This window comes from Zoogloea sp., from assembly GCF_023150065.1.
Taxonomy (GTDB): Bacteria; Pseudomonadota; Gammaproteobacteria; order Burkholderiales; family Rhodocyclaceae; genus Zoogloea.
On record NZ_JAKLLN010000002.1, the window covers coordinates 297691 to 313712 of the forward strand.

Consider the following 16022-nt stretch of genomic DNA (forward strand, 5'->3'; position numbering starts at 1 on the left):
CCGGGCTTATTTCTTGAGCGCCTTGGCGAAGGCCGAGGCCAGGGAGCCCGCCATGGCCGGCTCCCGGTTCGGCTTGGCGGCGGCGGGGCGTGCATTGCTCCGGGGGGCATCGCGGCGCTCCCCGGCCGGCTTGCCACCGCCCTGGGGCTGGTCGCCCATGCGCATGGTCAGGGCGATGCGCTTGCGCGGCAGGTCCACTTCGATGACCTTCACCTTGACCACCTGGCCGGCCTTCACGACGCTGTGCGGGTCTTTCACGAAGCGGTCGGCCAGGGCCGAGACGTGGACCAGGCCGTCCTGGTGCACGCCGATGTCCACGAAAGCGCCGAAGTTGGTGACGTTGGTGACCACCCCCTCGAGGATCATGCCGACCTCCAGATCCTTCAGCTGCTCGACGCCGTCCTTGAAGCTGGCCGTCTTGAATTCCGGGCGCGGGTCGCGGCCGGGTTTGTCGAGTTCCTTGAGGATGTCCTGCACGGTGGGCAGGCCGAAGCGCTCGTCGGTGTAGCGCTCGGCCTTGAGCTGGCCGATGGTGCGGGAGTCGCCCATCACCTCGCGGGCGTCCTTGCGGATGTCGGCGAGGATGCGTTCCACCAGCGGGTAGGCTTCCGGGTGCACGGCCGAGGCGTCCAGGGGGTTGCTACCGTTGCTGATGCGCAGGAAGCCGGCGGCCTGTTCGAAGGTCTTGGGGCCGAGGCGGGGGACATCGAGCAGCGCCTCGCGGCTCGGGAAGGGGCCGTTGGCGTCCCGGTGGGCGACGATGTTGGCGGCCAGGGTGGGGTTGAGGCCGGAGATGCGGGTGAGCAGGGCGGCGGAGGCCATGTTCACATCCACACCGACGGCGTTCACGCAGTCTTCGACCACCGAATCCAGGGCCCGGGCCAGGCGGGTCTGGTTGACGTCGTGCTGGTACTGACCGACGCCGATGGACTTGGGGTCGATCTTGACCAGTTCGGCCAGCGGGTCCTGCAGGCGGCGGGCGATGGACACGGCACCGCGCAGGCTCACGTCCAGATCCGGGAATTCCTTTGCCGCCAGCTCCGAGGCCGAATACACCGAGGCGCCAGCTTCGGAGACGACGATCTTGGTCATGTGCAGCTCGGGGCGCAGCTTGATCAGATCGGCGGCGAGCTTGTCGGTTTCGCGGCTGGCGGTGCCGTTGCCGATGGCGATCAGCGACACGTTGTGCTTCTCGCACATCTTCGCCAGCGCATGCAGGCTGCCGTCCCAGTCGCGGCGGGGCTCGTGGGGGTAGATCACGCCGGTGTCGAGGAGCTTGCCCGTCTGGTCCACCACGGCCACCTTGACGCCGGTACGCAGGCCCGGGTCGAGGCCCAGGGTGGCGCGGGGGCCGGCAGGGGCGGCGAGGAGCAGATCCTTCAGGTTGCGGCCGAATACGCGGATGGCCTCTTCCTCGGCCTTCTCGCGCAGCTGGCCGAGAAGCTCCAGTTCGAGGTGCAGGGAGATCTTGACGCTCCAGGCCCAGCGCACGGTTTCGCGCAGCCAGGTGTCGGCGCCGCGCCCTTCGTCACGGATGCCGAAGTGGCCGGCGATACGCCCCTCGCAGGGGTTGGGGCCGGGGGCGCTGCCGTCGGTGGGGTCGGAGTCCAGCCCCAGCTGCAGGCGCAGGAAGCCTTCGTTGCGGCCGCGGAACAGGGCCAGGGCGCGGTGGGAGGGTACGGTCTCGATGGATTCGCGGAAATCGAACCAGTCGCGGAACTTGGCTGCGGCGGGATCGTTCTCTTTCTCGGCGATCACGGTGGAGGCGACGACGCCGTGGTCGGCCAGGTAGTCGCGCAGTTTGCCGATCAGCTCGGCATCCTCGGCAAAGCGCTCCATCAGGATCTGGCGTGCGCCATCCAGCACCGCTCGGGTGTCGGCAAAGCCGGCGTCGACGTTGAGGTAGGCGCCGGCTTCGGTCTCGGGGACAAGGTTCGGGTTGGCCAGCAGGGCATTGGCGAGGGGCTCGATGCCGGCCTCCCGGGCGATCTGGGCCTTGGTGCGGCGTTTCTGCTTGAAGGGCAGGTAGAGGTCCTCGAGGCGCTGCTTGGTCTCGGCGTTCTCGATGGCCTCGCGCAGGGGCGCGTCGAGCTTGCCCTGCTCGGCAATGCTGGCGATCACGGCGGCGCGGCGGTCTTCCAGCTCACGCAGGTAGCCGAGGCGCTCTTCGAGGTTGCGCAGCTGGGTGTCGTCCAGGCCGCCGGTGACCTCCTTGCGGTAGCGGGCAACAAAGGGCACCGTGGCGCCTTCGTCGAGAAGCTGCACGGCAGCGGAAACTTGACGGGGCTGTACACCCAATTCGGCGGCAATGCGTTGTTCGATCGGCAGAAGCATGGACGGGCTGGCGCAAAAAAGGCCGCATGGTGCAGAAAGCTGGCCGCGCCTGCAAGCCCGTGGCCGACCCGGTTTCCGGTAAAATCAATCAATTGTCCGTGTCGCGATGCGGTCTGATTCCGCGCACATCCAGCCTGGCCGCCATTCTCGGCGAGTCCGGCCCAGCAGGAGATAACACCGAATGAATCCATTTTTCGCTGCGTTGGCAGCGGTGGCGTTTGGCTTGACCGTGGTCGGGGCAGATGTCTCGGCGGCGCCCCAGCCATCCCATCCCGCTCCGGCCCGCAAGGCAGCACCGGCGGCCAAGGCGGCCGCCAAGCCCGTTTCGAAGCCTGTTTCAAAGCCCGCTGCCAAGGCGGCACCCAAGGCTGCGCCTGCCCGTGCCGCGGCGCCGGCCAAGGCCCCTGCGCCCAAGGCGGTCGTGATCAAGGGGGGCGCCACCAAGTCGATCCCGGCAAAGCCGGCGCCGGCGAAGGCCGCGGCTGCAATCGGCAAGCAGTCTGCCGGCAAGATGGCCGCCACCGGCAAGGCCGGACGCGGTGCCAAGGCTGTTGTGCAGGCGGCGCCTGTCGAGGTGGTGACCCGGGGCCGCAAGGGCCGGGCCGAGCCCGTCGTGGCGGCTGTCCGCGAACCTCGCGCCCAACGGCGTGGCCGGGGCGAGCCGCCGGCTCCCGCACCAGTGGTGGAGCGCCAGCCCGTGGTCAGGGGCGGGGCCGCCCCCATCGGGCGTGAGGCCTTCGTTCCGAGTTCACCCCCGATCTCCCGTGCCGAGGCGGTGCGCCAGCTGCAGGGCAGGGTCGCTGCGCCGGCCGCGGCGCCTGTCGCTCCGCGTGCGGCCCTGACCATCCCGCCCCCGGCGGTGGAGGTCTCCCGGGCTGCATCCCGTTCGGCTGCTGCTGCGGAGGCGCCCCTGCAGGCGACCAGCGAGCTGCAGAGGCCGGTGGCACCGGTGGCCCGCTATACGCCGGCGACCTCCGAGTTGTCCGGCCCCGAGGCGGCTGCCGCAGCGGCGGCTGCCCTGAATACCTCACGCGCCGCCGAAGCGGCCCGTCCGGCTGCTCCTCCGCCGGCAGCGCCGGCGCCGGTTGAGCGCACCGTGGTGCCGGCCAGTCCGGCCGTCGTGCCCGCGCAGCCTGCCGCAGCGCCGGTGGCGGTGCCGGCTCAACCCCAGTCCCGTCCGGGGCGCGGGGTGGCGCGGGCGTATGCGATGGATGGGGCAACCTTCTATCAGAGTGGTCGCAAGATCCGCGTCCAGGGGCTGGATGCCCGTGAGCCGGGGATGAGCTCCGAGCATGCCACCCAGCGCCTGCAACGGGCGCTGGATGCGGGCAGCGTGTCGGTGGAGCCGGTGGAGGTGGATGGTTCCGGCCACACCGTGGCGGTGGTGCGGGTGAACGGCCGGAACGTGGCCGATGCCGTGCGGGCATCGACCAACTGATTCCGGTTTACATCGCTACCAGGGTCTGCCGGCCCCACCAGGAGGCGCCGGCAGCCAGTTCCACAGGCTGACGCACGGCGGCGGCTTCCACGCAGAGCATGCGCCGGAAGCCGTCGGCGGGCATGTCGGCCAGCTGGCGACACTTCTCTTCCCAGGGGTTCCAGATCACCACGTCGGGAAAGTTCTCGGCGTGGATGCCCATCGCCCGGTGGTCTTCGCGCACCAGCAGGGTGGGGGGGGTGCCGTGGTAGATGCGGTCGGTCTCGTCCTCGATGAGCACGCCGACGCCGCTTTCCTTCTTGATCCTGTTGTCGTCCGCCGAGTCCCGGTAGTCGAGCCCGCGCAGACCTTCGATGCGCAGGGCTTCCACTTCGCGCACCTTGAGGTAGGTGTGCAGGGCAGCCGTGAAGCTGAAGGGGGCGTCGCCGGTATTGGTGACTTCCAGCTCCATGTCCAGGCGTCCGCCGCCGATGGAAATGCTCATCTCCGCGGCAAAGGCGTGGGGCCACAGGGCGCGGGTGTCGGCGTCATCCACGAGCTGCAGGGTGGTGACGGCGAAATCCTTGCCGGCGCGGCTGCCGCTGACTGCCCACTGTTTGTTGCGGGCGAAGCCGTGCTTGGGCAGGGGGCCTTCGCCGGCAAACTGGGGAAAGCACAGGGGGACGCCACCACGAATGGCCGTTTGGCCATCGAAGACGGCTTTCGGGCTGAGGTAGAGGCGGTCTTCGCCGCCGGCCGGTGTCCATGACAGCAGCTGGGCGCCGAACAGGCTGATCAGGGCGACGGCGCCGTCGGGGGTTTGCAGTTTGATGACGGGCTGGCCGTGCAGCTCGGCCATTTCGATCTGGTCGGTCATGATTCCGGAGGGGGCGGGGTTACAGAGGGCGCGATGATAGCGCGGTCACTTCCCGATGGCGGAAACAGTCGATGGTGTGGTCGTTCACCAGGCCGGCGGCCTGCATGAAGGCATAGCAGATGGTGCTGCCGACGAAGCGGAAACCACGCTTCTTGAGGGCCTTGCTGAGCGCGTCGGAGAGGGGCGTGCTGGCCTGGGCGTCGGCCAGGCTGCGCAGGCTGTTGTGAATAGGCTGACCACCGACGAACTGCCACAGCCAGGCATCGAAACTGCCGAACTCCGCCTGGATGGCCAGGAAGGCGCGGGCGTTGTCGATGGTGGAGGAGATTTTGAGGCGGTTGCGGACGATGCCCGGGTTCTGCATCAGCGTGGCCTGGTCGGCCTCGGTGAAGGTGGCGACGACGGCCGGGTCGAAGCCGGCAAAGGCCTGCCGATAGGTTTCGCGCTTGCGCAGCACGGTGATCCACGACAGCCCGGCCTGGGCGCCTTCGAGGGTCAGGAGCTCGAACAGCGCCCGGTCGTCGTGGAGCGGCACGCCCCACTCGGTGTCATGGTAGGCCTGGTACAGGGGGTCATCCCCGCACCAGGCGCAGCGCACGGCCTTGCTGGGTGTGTCGTTCATCATCAGCCCTGCAGCATCAGGGCGCCGTGCTTGATGGTGTTGTCTTCCGGGTCGTTGGTGAGCACGAAGCCCAGGCTCTGGACGAACTTGAGCATGCGGTCGTTGTTGGACAGGAAGATGCCGGTCATGGCGTGGAGGCCGCGGTTGCGCGCGGTTTCGATGAGCACGCCCATCAGCCGGCGGGCGAGGCCCCGGTGCTGCCAGTCTTCGGCCACGACGATGGCGAACTCACAGGTCTCCCCGTCGGGATTGACCGCATAGCGGGCCACCCCGATCTCCACCTCGGCGCCTTCCTCCTCGATGGTCGCCACGAAGGCCATCTCCCGGTCGTAGTCGATCTGGGTGAGGCGGGCGACCATGGCGGGCGGCAGCTCGCGCATGGTGTTCATGAAGCGCAGGTACTTGGTTTCGGGCGACAGCTTGCGCACGAACTCGATTTCCAGGTCCGCATCCTCGGGCTTGATCGGGCGGATGACGATCTCGCCCTCGGGCATCGAGATCTTGGTGATCAGGTGCGACGGGTAGGGGTGGATCGCCATGTGGTCGTAGCGGTCCGCCGTGGGGGCGATGTTGTCTACCACGATGCGGGCATCCACGGCCACGGCGCCGTGTTCGTCCACGATCAGCGGATTGATGTCCATCTCGCGGATCCACGGCAGCTCGCAGACCATCTCGGAGATGCGCAGCAGCACGAACTCCAGGGACTCCATGTTGATCGGCGGCATGTTGCGGTATTCGCCGAGCAGGGTGGCCACGCGGGTGGACTTGATCAGATCCTGCACCAGGTAGTTGTTGAGGGGCGGCAGGGCCACCGCGCGGTCCTTCTGGATCTCCACGTGGGCGCCGCCCTCGCCGAAGGTGATCACCGGGCCGAAGACCGGGTCGCGGAAGGCGCCGACCATCAGCTCGCGGCCGTAGGGCTTGATGATCATCGGCTCGATGGCGACACCGTTGATGATGGCGTCGGGGCGCTTCTTCTTCACCTCTTCCAGGATCTCCTGGTAGGCGGAGCGCACCGCGGCGAGGCCGCGCAGGTTGAGGCGAACGCCGCCCAGCTCGGCCTTGTGGGTGATGGAGGGGGAGTCGATCTTCATGGCCACCGGCAGGCCGAGCTCTTCGGCCAGCACCATGGCCTCGGTGGCGGAGCGGGCCACCACGGTCTGCGCGATGGGGATGCGGAAGGCCGCCAGCAGGGCCTTGGACTCCATCTCGTTGAGGTTCTTGCGGCGCTCGGAGAGGGCGGTCTCGATGACCAGGCGGGCGCTCTCGACCGACGGGGGGTTCAGGTCGGAGGACAGGGAGCTGGGGGTTTGCACCAGCAGCTTCTGGTTGCGGTAGTAGGCCGAGATGTGACCGAAGAGCTCGACGGCCGGCTCGGTGGTGCGGAAGGTGGGGATGCCGGCCGCTTCGAAGAGCTTGCGCCCCTCGCGGACCTGCTCCTCACCCATCCAGCAGGTGAACACCGGCTTGTCGGCGGCGCGTTCGATTTCGATGACCTTCTGGGCTACCTCGGTGGGCCGGGTCATGGCCTGGGGTGTCAGTACGGTGAGCACGCCTTCCACGTTCTCGTCGGCGAGGACGATCTCGAGGGCCTTGCCATAGCGCTCCGGATCGGCGTCGCCAATGATGTCGATCGGGTTGCAGTGGGACCAGTTGGGCGGGAGGATCTCGTTGAGCTTGGCGACGGTGCCGTCGGTGAGCTGGGCCATGGGGATGCGCAGGTCGGCGGCACGGTCGGCGGCCATCACGCCGGGCCCGCCACCGTTGGTGATCACGGCCAGGCGGTTGCCCCGGGGGCGGAAGTGGGAGAACAGGGCGTTGGCGGCGGCAAACAGCTGGCCCATGTTGTACAGGCGGATCACGCCGGCACGGCGCAGGGCGGCGTCGAACACCGCGTCCTCACCCACCATGGCGCCGGAGTGGAGCAGGGCGGCCTGGGAACCGGCCGGGTGACGGCCCACCTTGATCAGCAGCACCGGCTTGACCCGGGCCGCGGCGCGCAGGGCGCTGACGAAGCGCCGGGCGTCCTTGATGCCTTCCACATACAGGAAGATACTCTCGGTGCGGGAGTCCGAGACCATGTATTCGAGGACTTCGCCGAAGTCGATATCCACCGAGGTGCCCAGGGACACCACCGACGAGAAGCCCACGTTGTTGGGGCGGGCCCAGTCGAGGATGGCCGAACAGAGGGCGCCGGACTGGGAGATCAGGCCGATGGAGCCCTTGATGGCGCCGCCGTCGGCAAAGCTGGCGTTGAGGCCGAGCTCGGGGCGGAGCACGCCCAGACAGTTGGGGCCGAGCAGGCGAATGCGGTGGCGGCGGGCGTTCTCGAAAGTGTTCTTTTCGAGCATGCGGCCTCTCGGGCCGGCGTCGGAGAAGCCGGAGGGCAGTACCACCACCGACTTGGTGCCGGCGCGGCCACAGGCGTCGACAATGGCCGGGACCCGGTCGGCCTTGGTGGTGATGACCGCCAGATCAAGCCGTTGGGGGATTTCTTCGACGCTCTTGTAACAGGGGACACCCAGTACCTGTTCGTACTTGGGATTCACGGCGAACAGCTTGCCCTTGAATCCTGCCTCCAGCATGTTGCGGACGAGGATGTTGCCCAGGGACATTTCCCTTTCGCTGGCGCCGATGATGGCCACTGAGCGGGGCTCGAAGAGGGGCGTGAGGTAATGCTGTTCGTTCATGATGGGTACTCGGCTGAGTGCATTCGTGCGGCTATTTTTCTGCCGTTGTCACGGGGACGTCGATCGATTTGGGGTCGGGGCGGATTTTACCCTGAGGGCCTTGCCTGCGTGTCGGGAAGAGTACTGACGTATTGCGATGCACAATCCCCGCTGTGACATATATCAAGGCTTTTTAATTCAAAGTGTTGCACGGCAGCAACGGTTTGGTGCGGGCACAACGGATCAGTGGCTGAGCGTGAAGAAAAAGCTGGCGCCTTCATCCGGAGTGGATTCCGCCCAGACCTTGCCTTCATGGCGCTGGATGACCCGCTGGACGGTGGCCAGCCCGATGCCGGTGCCATCGAACTCGCTGATGCCGTGCAGGCGATGGAAGGGCAGGAACAGCTTGGAGGCGAAGCTCATGTCGAAGCCGGCGCCGTTGTCTGACACGCAGTAGACGATCTGCCGGTCGCGCATCTCGGCATGGAAGCGGATCTGGGCCACCTCCCGGCGGTTGGTGAACTTCCAGGCATTGCGCAGCAGGTTGTCTAGGGCCACCCGCATCAGCGCCCGGTCGGCGGCCACGACGAGGTCGGGTTCGACGCTGGTCTCCACATTGCGCTCCGGGTCTTCCTGGCGCAGCTCGCCGAGGATCTGCTCCACCAGCTGGCTGAGGTTCACCGACTCCCGCCGCATGCTCTGGCGGGTCAGGCGTGCCAGGTCGATCAGATCGTCGATCAGGCGCGCCATGCGCTGGGTGGCCACGCGGATGCGCTGCAGGTATTCACGGCCGATGTCGTCCAGGCGCGGGGCGTAGTCTTCGGCGACGATCTGGGCAAAGCCGTCGATGGCCCGCAGGGGCGCGCGCAGGTCGTGGGAGACGGAGTAGGAGAAGGCCTCGAGCTCACGGTTGGAGGCCTCCAGCTCGGCGGTGCGGACCCGCACCCGGGACTCCAGCTCCCGGTTGAGGTTGCGCTGGGTCTGCTCGGTTTCCTTGCGGGCCGTGATGTCGTCGAGGGTGCCGGAGCTGCCCACGATGCGCTCGTAAGTGTCCCGCAGGGGGCGGATTGTGGCTTCGACCCAGCGTGGGCCGCTGGCCTGGGTGCGCAGGCGGAACTCGAACTGGCCGATCTCTTCGTAACCTTCGCGGATCGCTCCGAGGCAATGGCCCACCCGGCCCCGGTCATCCTCCGCCACGAAATCGAGCAGGTTCTGGCCGATGCTCAGGCGGGTGTCGAAGCCGGTGGTGTTGCGCCAGGCCCGGTTGAGGAAGGTGAGGCGGCCCTCTGCATCGGTCTGGAAGAGGATCTCATTGACCGATTCGACCACGTCCCGGTACATGGCCTGGCTCTCGCGCAGCACCTGTTCGGCGAGCAGCCAGCGGGCCACGTCGCGGAGCACATAGAGCATGGCCGGGCGGCCTTCGAAGTCGAGTCGTACGCCGGTGGCCTCGGCATTGATCGTCTCGCCGTCGAGCCGGCGGTAGCGCAGGGGGAGCGGTGCCAGGCGCTGCTGCCGGGGCGCTGCATCGAAATCCGCGAGACGCGCGGCCTCCATGGCCCGATCATCCGGGTGGATCAGGTTGAGGAGTTCGACCCCCTCCAGCTCGGCGGGCCTGTCGCCGCCGAACAGCTGCCGGCAGGCGGCATTGACCAGCCGGATCTGCCCGCCAACCACCACCAGGGTGGCCTCGGGGGAGTGTTCAAAGAGCGCCTGGTGGCGCTTTCCGGCGGCCTCCCGATTGGCGAGGGCTGCACGCAAGGGGGTGATGTCCTGGCGCACGAGCAACAGGCTCGGCGGGCCGCCGTCCGGGGCGTCGATGCGCCGTACCGTGTCGAGGCTCCAGCCTTGGCTGCCATCGGCGCGCCGATAGGGGGTTTCGCGGGAGAACTCTGCCATCTCGCCAGCCAGACAGCGCTGGCGCAGGGACTGGCTGGCTGCCGCGTCGTCCTCCGCCAGGGCAGTGGCGACAGGCTGCATGATCAGCTCGGTGGCCGGCCGCCCCAGCATGGCCGCCAGGGCCGGATTGGCCTGCACGAGATGACCGTCGGCGGAGATCCGGCCGATGCCGACCGGCGCCTCGGCGAACAGGCTGCGGAAGAGGGCTTCGTCACTGTGGAGCTGGTGCCGGGATTCGATCTCAGCGGTCACGTTGCGGGTGGTGCCGCAGTAGCCTGCAAACACGCCTCGCCGGTCGAACACCGGGATGCCCGACTCCTTCAGCCACACCGGGCGCCCCTGGGGGCCGGGGCGGCAGAACAGGAAGTCCGAGAAGGGTTCGATCTGGCGCAGCCGCGCGATGTGGGCGGCCCAGGGGGGCGCCGTGGGGGACACGCCGGGCAGGTCCCAGCGCCGGCTGCCGATGGCGTCCTCGGCGGCCAGGTCGGCGAGATGCCCGGAACTGGCCGTGAGGGTGGTGTAGCGCAGGTCTGCGTCCTGTTCCCAGTAGCCGTCGTGACCATAGGCGATCAGTGCGGCGATGCGCTCTTCGCTGCGTTCGAGGTCGGCAGCAAGACGTGCCCGTTCGGTGACTTCGCGGCCAATCCCCCGATAGCCGGAAAAATGGCCGTCCGCATCGAACGTCGGTCGGCCCTTCAGTTCCAGGTGGCGCGTCTCGCTGCCCGGAGTGCGACGCGGTAAGGTGGCAGCAAGGGGGCCGTGACGCGCCATGGTCTCTTCCAGGGCCACGGCAAAGTCGGCGGGCAGCTCCGGCAGGATCACATCCTTCCAGTGGCGGCCGATCACGTCCTGCGGCGCAATGCTGGGTGCCGGGGGAGCGTCGGGAATGGCGACGAAGCGCAGTTCGGAATCGGTCTCCCAGAGCCAGTCGCCCGAGATCTCGATGAAATCCCGCCACAGGGGTTCTGCGGCCGCTCGGGCGATGCCGTGCGTCTGGGGCGGGTGCAGCAGACGCCTGAACATCAGTCCCGCTGCCAGGCCACCCACCCCGCCAAGCAGGTAGGGGGCGAGCGCCGCGTCGATCAGGCTGCCCAGGTCGGGGCCTGCCAGCGCGCCAAGGGGCGCGCAGATACCGCCCGCGAAAAGCATGCATGCGAGAACGGTCCGGCGCGGCCGCGAGGAGGTAGGGCGAGGAAGCATCGAATCCTATTATCGTTCGAGCCGATGGATTTGGTGCAGGGTCAACGGTGCCGACCATGTGCCATGACACGGAGACAACAAGAATATGTTCCTGTGCCCGGTTTTTCGAGGGCAAGTAAAAATTGTTGCGATCTTGTTTGACGAGATCGAAAGGGCTATGTATTATTCGCGCCTCTCGGGGTGTAGCGCAGTCCGGTAGCGCGCTTGCTTTGGGAGCAAGATGTCGGGAGTTCGAATCTCTCCACCCCGACCAAAGCTTGACCCCGGTGCCCGCGGCAATCTGCCCGTAGCTCAACTGGATAGAGCACCGGCCTTCTAAGCCGGGGGTTACAGGTTCGATTCCTGTCGGGCAGGCTCTGAAAAATTTGGTTTATAGGTTGGCGATGAAAATCGATGACCTGCAGTGGCGGCATTAGCTCAGTTGGTAGAGCACTGGATTGTGATTCCAGTGGTCACCGGTTCGAACCCGGTATGTCGCCCCAAGCACTACAGCAGAAAGCCCTGAGAAATCAGGGCTTTCTGCATTTCTGCCTTACCCCTGTTCAATGTTCATGGGCTTCGTCGCCGGCCTCCACCGGCTGTGCGCTGGCCGCGTCGCGTCTTTCGGCGATGGCGAAGCGGGGGTAGACCGTTGTTATCACCAGCTCTCCAAGCGCAGTCTTTTCCACCCCCAGGGTTTCCCCGTCGCTGCTGAGTACTGGGCGAGGGGCCGGTTTGAAGGCGGAGAAGGTGTCGCCGGCGCTGAGGCCCTGCTCGGCGCCCGAGTCCAGATAGATGCGTTCACCCTCGACCTTGAGCACCCGCGCGGAAAAAGGCAGGCAGCTGATGCTGCGCCGGGTCCACTCGGCCATCTCGTCGAGGGCGGCCGCGTAGGCCTGCCCGAACGCGCTGGCGTAATGGCCGGGGCTGCCGAACACCGTGCTCTCGGGAACGCGAACCCGGCCCCGGGCGCTGTGGGTGAAGCGCCTTCGAGCCACGCAGCTTCCGGTGGATGCGTCGAGGATCTGCACGTCGAGGTCAAGCTCGCGCCGGGTTTCGTCGGCGCTCGCGGACAGGGAGCGGAAATGGCCGGTGATCAGGTACTGGGCCCGGTGCTTCCGCGCCGCCTGGCGGATCAGGTGCCAGGCCTGCTGCTCGGGTGGCGGAGCTGTGCCCACCCGCTCCGGTGCGCTGCTTCCGAGCATCAGATCGCCGTCGTGGTCGGCGAGCAGTTTGCCACCGTAAAGGCGACGGGCCAGCTCGCCGGCGGTCAGTTGGGCATAGCCGGACAGCTCGTTGAATTTGAGGTGTTCGGGGTGACTGACCGGAAAGCCGATGATCAGCACGCGCTTGGCGTGGCTTTCGCGACAGGCGGGTTGGTCGAAGGGCGAGGGGGCGTCGCTGGCGAGTTCCACCCCCAGGGTGACCTGGTAGTGGTCACCCTGCACACCTTCCTGCAGGATGCGATGCTGCTGAACGCGTCCGGAAGATCTCACCATGACCTGATCGAAGGCCATGGCCTGGCCGGATGTTCCGAGGCGGGCTTCGACCTGAAGCGCGGACTGTCGGCTGGCGTCCGCCAGGGCATTGCGGATCGCCTCCTCGCGGGCAGCGGCGGTGCGCTCGCCATGGATCGGCGCCGAGCCTGTTGTGATCACGGGCTCGGCGGAGACGCCCGCGGCCGCCAGCAGCAGGGCGAAGACGGGCAGGTGGTGGAGGAGGTGTCGTCCCATGCCTTATTGCGGGGAGTAGTAATAGGCGCTGGGCTGAACGCAGCCGGAGACGCCGCAGTAGCCTTCGCTGGCAACGGGTGGGGCGCACGGCGACTGTCCGGCACTGGCGATGCAGGAGAAGAAATGCGGGGTGAGGTCGAGTTCCACGGTGGCTTCGAAGTTGCCATCGGCGACGGCCGTCATGTTCACCAGGCGTGCGCCCCGGATGAAGGCGTCAACGTAGGTCCGGATGTTGTCGTTCTGGGTGGCAAAGGACGATACCGCCGTGTTGCCCCACACGCGGAAGCCATACACTTGCTCGGCCAGCGCCCGGTAGGCATCCACCCGGGCAGCCCGCATCGCCATGAGCTTTTGCTGGCCGAGGGTGTATTGGGAGGAGGTGCTGCCCAGGGCGCCGTAGCCGACGGCGAGGACCTTCTGCGGAGCCATGACGGCGGAGCGGGGGGCGACCGGGGTGCAGCACGGCGCGGTGACAGTGGTGCAGCCGCCCAGCAGAACAGACAGGGTGAGGCCAAGCGTGGCGAGTTTCAGGTGCGACATCACTACTCTCCTTTGAATTTGTCGATTTTAATGATTTCGACAATAAAAAATAATTCTTTAGAGAATTTGATGTATTTGCCTGGCGGACTGCCGCGAGGGCTGGCGTCCGCCTGCAATGCGGCCTAAGCTGAGACAGAGTGATCAGATAAGTCAGATGTCATGATGTGCGCCAATGTCAGTGCGAATGAAACGGGAAATCGAAGCTTCGTCCAGCCTCGCGGGTGGCGCTTGTTGGCCTGCGTGGGGCTTTTCATGGCGGCCGGACACGCGGCCGCAGTGAATAAGTGCATTGGTGCCGATGGCCGGATCACCTACACCGATGGGCCTTGCGGTGGCGCCGTGCGTGCCGAGCGGATCGAGACCCCGCCTCCCCTGAGCCGGGCCGAGCAGGCGGCAGCCATGTGGCGGAGCGAGCGCCTGGTGGGCGAGGCGCGGGCGCTGGACGCCCGGCGTGCCCGGGAGCAGGAGTTGCGGAGGCTGCAGGACGAGGAACTGCGCCAGCAGGAGGCGATGCGCCAGCGGCAGATCGAGCGTGAAGAGACCGAGCACGCTGCCCGCATGGCTGCCGTGCCCATGTATGCCGCACCGATTTATCCGGTGTACCCCAGATATCGGCCGCCGATTGTTGTGCCGGTGCCGCTGAGGCCGCAAGCACCCCCCCCGGCGCCAGCCCAGATGCGGCCCTATCCCTTCCGTTAAGCCGGCAGATCTTCTTCCAGCACGATCACACGTATCGCGTGTTCGGTACGGACGGCCGCGCCGGTCAGTGCCTCCAGCGTCGCGCTGGCCCGCGGGGCCGGGAGGTGCTGCAGCACGATGAGGGTGGGGCGCCTGGGCTGCCAGGCTCGCAGGGAAGCCAGCCGGGCATCGTCCACCTCTTCCAGCCAGGCGTCGTCCCAGGGCGTGTTGCTGTTTGCGCCTGTCTCGCTGGGCACAAACCATAGAACCGGTCTGAACTGCACGCCGACGCGATAGGCCAGCCCGCCCAGGCGGCTGCGATCATCCAACTGGTGATAGCCCGCCAGCCGGTAGCCGAAGTGGCGCACGGCGGGGGCCTGGCTGGCTGGCAGGTGAAGCGTGGTGAGGGGCTTCGGCGGGCGCGGCAGTTGCCACGGCAGGATGCTCGCGCCATTGCCGGCCCCATCGTGCACCCAGGCGTGGAGGCGGGGTGTCAGGGCCGGATCGGGGCTGTCGCCCGGTTGCAGGCGCAAGGGGCTGAGGGCTGCGTCGTCATAGCGCCGGCGCAGCCGTGACAGGCGTGGCCACAAGGCCACGAGGGACAGCCCGGCGAGCCCCGCCAGGGCGGCGCCTAACATGCGAAGCGGCTCCGCAGTTCGGCGAGGTTGAGTTCATCCAGGATGGCTTCGATGCGCTCCATGGCGTTCTTGCGGGGCTGGCCGGTGCGGCGGGCGATGATCAGCTCGTTCTTCATGGAGTGCTCCCAGCCCACCAGCTCGGTCACCGTCACCTGGTAACCGTGGGCCTCCAGCTGCAGGCAGCGCAGGGCATTGGTGAGCTGGCTGCCGAACTCCCGGGTGTGGATGGGGTGGCGCCAGATCTCCGACAGCGGGGTCTTGCCGAAGCTGGCGTTCTTGTTCTGGCGCAGTACGCTGGCCACTTCGGCCTGGCAGCAGGGCACCAGCACCACGAAGCGGGCGTCCTTGGCAAAGGCAAACTGGATCGCGTCGTCGGTGGCGGTGTTGCAGGCGTGCAGCGCCGTGACCACGTCGAAGCGCTCGGGCAGCACCTCGGAGCGGGTCGATTCTTCAACGCTCACATCGAGAAAGCGCATGCGCGGAAACTCCAGCCGCTCGGCCAGCTCGCGGGAGCGCTGCACCAGCTCGGCCCGGGTCTCGATGCCGTAGAGGGTGCCGGCCTGCTTGTCCTTCAGGAACAGGTCGTAGAGGATGAAGCCCAGGTAGGACTTGCCAGCGCCGTGGTCGGCCAGGGTCAGATCGCCGGTGTCGGCCAGCACCTCGGCGAGCAGGGGCTCGATGAACTGGTAGAGGTGATAGACCTGCTTGAGCTTGCGCCGGCTGTCCTGGTTGAGCTGGCCGTCCCGGGTGAGGATGTGCAGCGCCTTGAGGAGCTCGATGGACTGGCCGGGGCGGATGTCGGGATGGACGGCGGGCTTGTCGGTGGGGTGGGCCCCGGCGGGGGGCTTATTCTTCGCCATGCTTCTTGCCGGCACCGGACTCCGACAGGCCCAGGGCCTTCCAGCCGGCAATGCCGAGCTTCTGCAGGGTTTCCATGTTGCGCTCGTAGATGTCCTCTGCCTCGGGGAAGGCCTCCACGGCCCGGTCGATGCTCGCTTCGCGGATCAGGTGGAGCGTGGGGTAGGGGGAGCGGTTGGTGTAGTTGGTGATGTCGTCCGGCTCGGTGCCCTCGAACTGGAAGTCCGGGTGGAAGCTGGCGATCTGCAGCACGCCCTCCAGCTCATGCTCGGTGATGGCCTCGTCGGCAATCTCGAGCACGTCGTTGAAGAGCAGGAAGTCGGGGAAGAGGGTGGGGTGCACCAGCAGGGTGGTGTCGGTGACCTCGGGATCGACCTCGGCCAGGTGGTCGAGCTCCCGGTCCAGGTCTTCCAGGAAGCCGTCCAGGTGGCGGGCGTCGCTGACCACGATGCGGACCTGGTTCTTGACGTAGACCGATTTGGCAAAGGGGCACAGGTTGAGGCCGATGACGGCCTTTTCGACCCATTCGCGGGTGGCGGCGATGACTTCTTCGTGATCCATGGTGCGGGGTTTCCGGC

The 16022-nt window shown here is 67.2% G+C and carries 13 protein-coding genes and 3 tRNA genes; 6 read left to right on the forward strand and 10 right to left on the reverse strand.

Annotated features, from left to right (window positions below):
- Positions 1–6: 6 nt before the first annotated feature.
- Positions 7–2334, reverse strand: a complete 2328-nt coding sequence (locus L6Q67_RS04645; protein WP_296566019.1) for a Tex family protein — start codon at positions 2332–2334, stop codon at positions 7–9.
- 26 nt (positions 2335–2360) lie between these two features.
- Here L6Q67_RS04645 and L6Q67_RS04650 point away from each other — a divergent pair, with 26 nt between their 5' ends.
- Both L6Q67_RS04650 and L6Q67_RS04655 read left to right on the forward strand, forming a co-directional pair.
- On the forward strand, positions 2361–2519 hold the full coding sequence (locus L6Q67_RS04650; RefSeq protein ID WP_296566023.1) for a hypothetical protein: 159 nt from the start codon (positions 2361–2363) through the stop codon (positions 2517–2519).
- A complete protein-coding gene (locus L6Q67_RS04655) occupies positions 2516–3772 on the forward strand; it encodes a hypothetical protein (protein ID WP_296566024.1) in 1257 nt (418 codons plus the stop codon). Before L6Q67_RS04650 ends, L6Q67_RS04655 begins: the two co-directional genes overlap by 4 nt.
- A 7-nt stretch (positions 3773–3779) precedes the next feature.
- Here the strand turns inward: L6Q67_RS04655 and L6Q67_RS04660 are convergent, their stop codons facing one another.
- From L6Q67_RS04660 to L6Q67_RS04675, 4 genes are all read right to left on the reverse strand, one after another.
- On the reverse strand, positions 3780–4628 hold the full coding sequence (locus L6Q67_RS04660; RefSeq protein ID WP_296566027.1) for a D-hexose-6-phosphate mutarotase: 849 nt from the start codon (positions 4626–4628) through the stop codon (positions 3780–3782).
- A 19-nt stretch (positions 4629–4647) separates the two neighbouring features.
- Positions 4648–5250, reverse strand: coding sequence for a DNA-3-methyladenine glycosylase I (locus L6Q67_RS04665; protein ID WP_296566030.1), 603 nt, complete (start codon positions 5248–5250; stop codon positions 4648–4650).
- A gap of 2 nt (positions 5251–5252) precedes the next feature.
- The gene (locus tag L6Q67_RS04670; protein WP_296566032.1) at positions 5253–7940 is read right to left on the reverse strand and encodes a bifunctional acetate--CoA ligase family protein/GNAT family N-acetyltransferase; all 2688 of its coding nucleotides are present in this window, start codon (positions 7938–7940) and stop codon (positions 5253–5255) included.
- A gap of 222 nt (positions 7941–8162) precedes the next feature.
- A complete protein-coding gene (locus L6Q67_RS04675; RefSeq protein WP_296566034.1) occupies positions 8163–10967 on the reverse strand; it encodes a PAS domain S-box protein in 2805 nt (934 codons plus the stop codon).
- Positions 10968–11194: 227 nt separating this feature from the next.
- On the opposite strand from L6Q67_RS04675, the gene L6Q67_RS04680 reads away from it, so the two are divergent.
- The 3 genes from L6Q67_RS04680 to L6Q67_RS04690 all read left to right on the forward strand — a co-directional run bounded on the left by L6Q67_RS04680 (position 11195) and on the right by L6Q67_RS04690 (position 11500).
- A tRNA-Pro gene (locus tag L6Q67_RS04680) sits at positions 11195–11271 on the forward strand.
- A 27-nt stretch (positions 11272–11298) separates the two neighbouring features.
- A tRNA-Arg gene (locus tag L6Q67_RS04685) sits at positions 11299–11372 on the forward strand.
- Between the two features lie 52 nt (positions 11373–11424).
- A tRNA-His gene (locus L6Q67_RS04690) sits at positions 11425–11500 on the forward strand.
- Positions 11501–11560: 60 nt separating this feature from the next.
- On the opposite strand, the gene L6Q67_RS04695 is transcribed toward L6Q67_RS04690, so the two are convergent.
- Positions 11561–12730, reverse strand: coding sequence for a flagellar assembly protein T N-terminal domain-containing protein (locus tag L6Q67_RS04695; RefSeq protein WP_296566037.1), 1170 nt, complete (start codon positions 12728–12730; stop codon positions 11561–11563).
- 3 nt (positions 12731–12733) lie between these two features.
- The gene (locus L6Q67_RS04700) at positions 12734–13270 is read right to left on the reverse strand and encodes an LPP20 family lipoprotein (RefSeq protein WP_296566041.1); all 537 of its coding nucleotides are present in this window, start codon (positions 13268–13270) and stop codon (positions 12734–12736) included.
- 252 nt (positions 13271–13522) lie between these two features.
- On the opposite strand from L6Q67_RS04700, the gene L6Q67_RS04705 reads away from it, so the two are divergent.
- Positions 13523–13969, forward strand: a complete 447-nt coding sequence (locus L6Q67_RS04705; protein ID WP_296566044.1) for a DUF4124 domain-containing protein — start codon at positions 13523–13525, stop codon at positions 13967–13969.
- Here the strand turns inward: L6Q67_RS04705 and L6Q67_RS04710 are convergent.
- From L6Q67_RS04710 to L6Q67_RS04720, 3 genes are read right to left on the reverse strand one after another with little or no spacing between them, the layout of a single operon-like run.
- Positions 13966–14586: a hypothetical protein gene (locus L6Q67_RS04710; RefSeq protein WP_296566046.1), complete on the reverse strand. Its 621-nt coding sequence runs from the start codon at positions 14584–14586 to the stop codon at positions 13966–13968. The two genes, L6Q67_RS04705 and L6Q67_RS04710, sit on opposite strands and share 4 nt — an antisense overlap.
- The gene (locus L6Q67_RS04715) at positions 14580–15446 is read right to left on the reverse strand and encodes an SAM-dependent methyltransferase (protein WP_296566048.1); all 867 of its coding nucleotides are present in this window, start codon (positions 15444–15446) and stop codon (positions 14580–14582) included. Before L6Q67_RS04715 ends, L6Q67_RS04710 begins: the two co-directional genes overlap by 7 nt.
- A complete protein-coding gene (locus tag L6Q67_RS04720) occupies positions 15433–16005 on the reverse strand; it encodes a DUF1415 domain-containing protein (RefSeq protein ID WP_296566051.1) in 573 nt (190 codons plus the stop codon). Before L6Q67_RS04720 ends, L6Q67_RS04715 begins: the two co-directional genes overlap by 14 nt.
- Positions 16006–16022 lie beyond the last annotated feature (17 nt).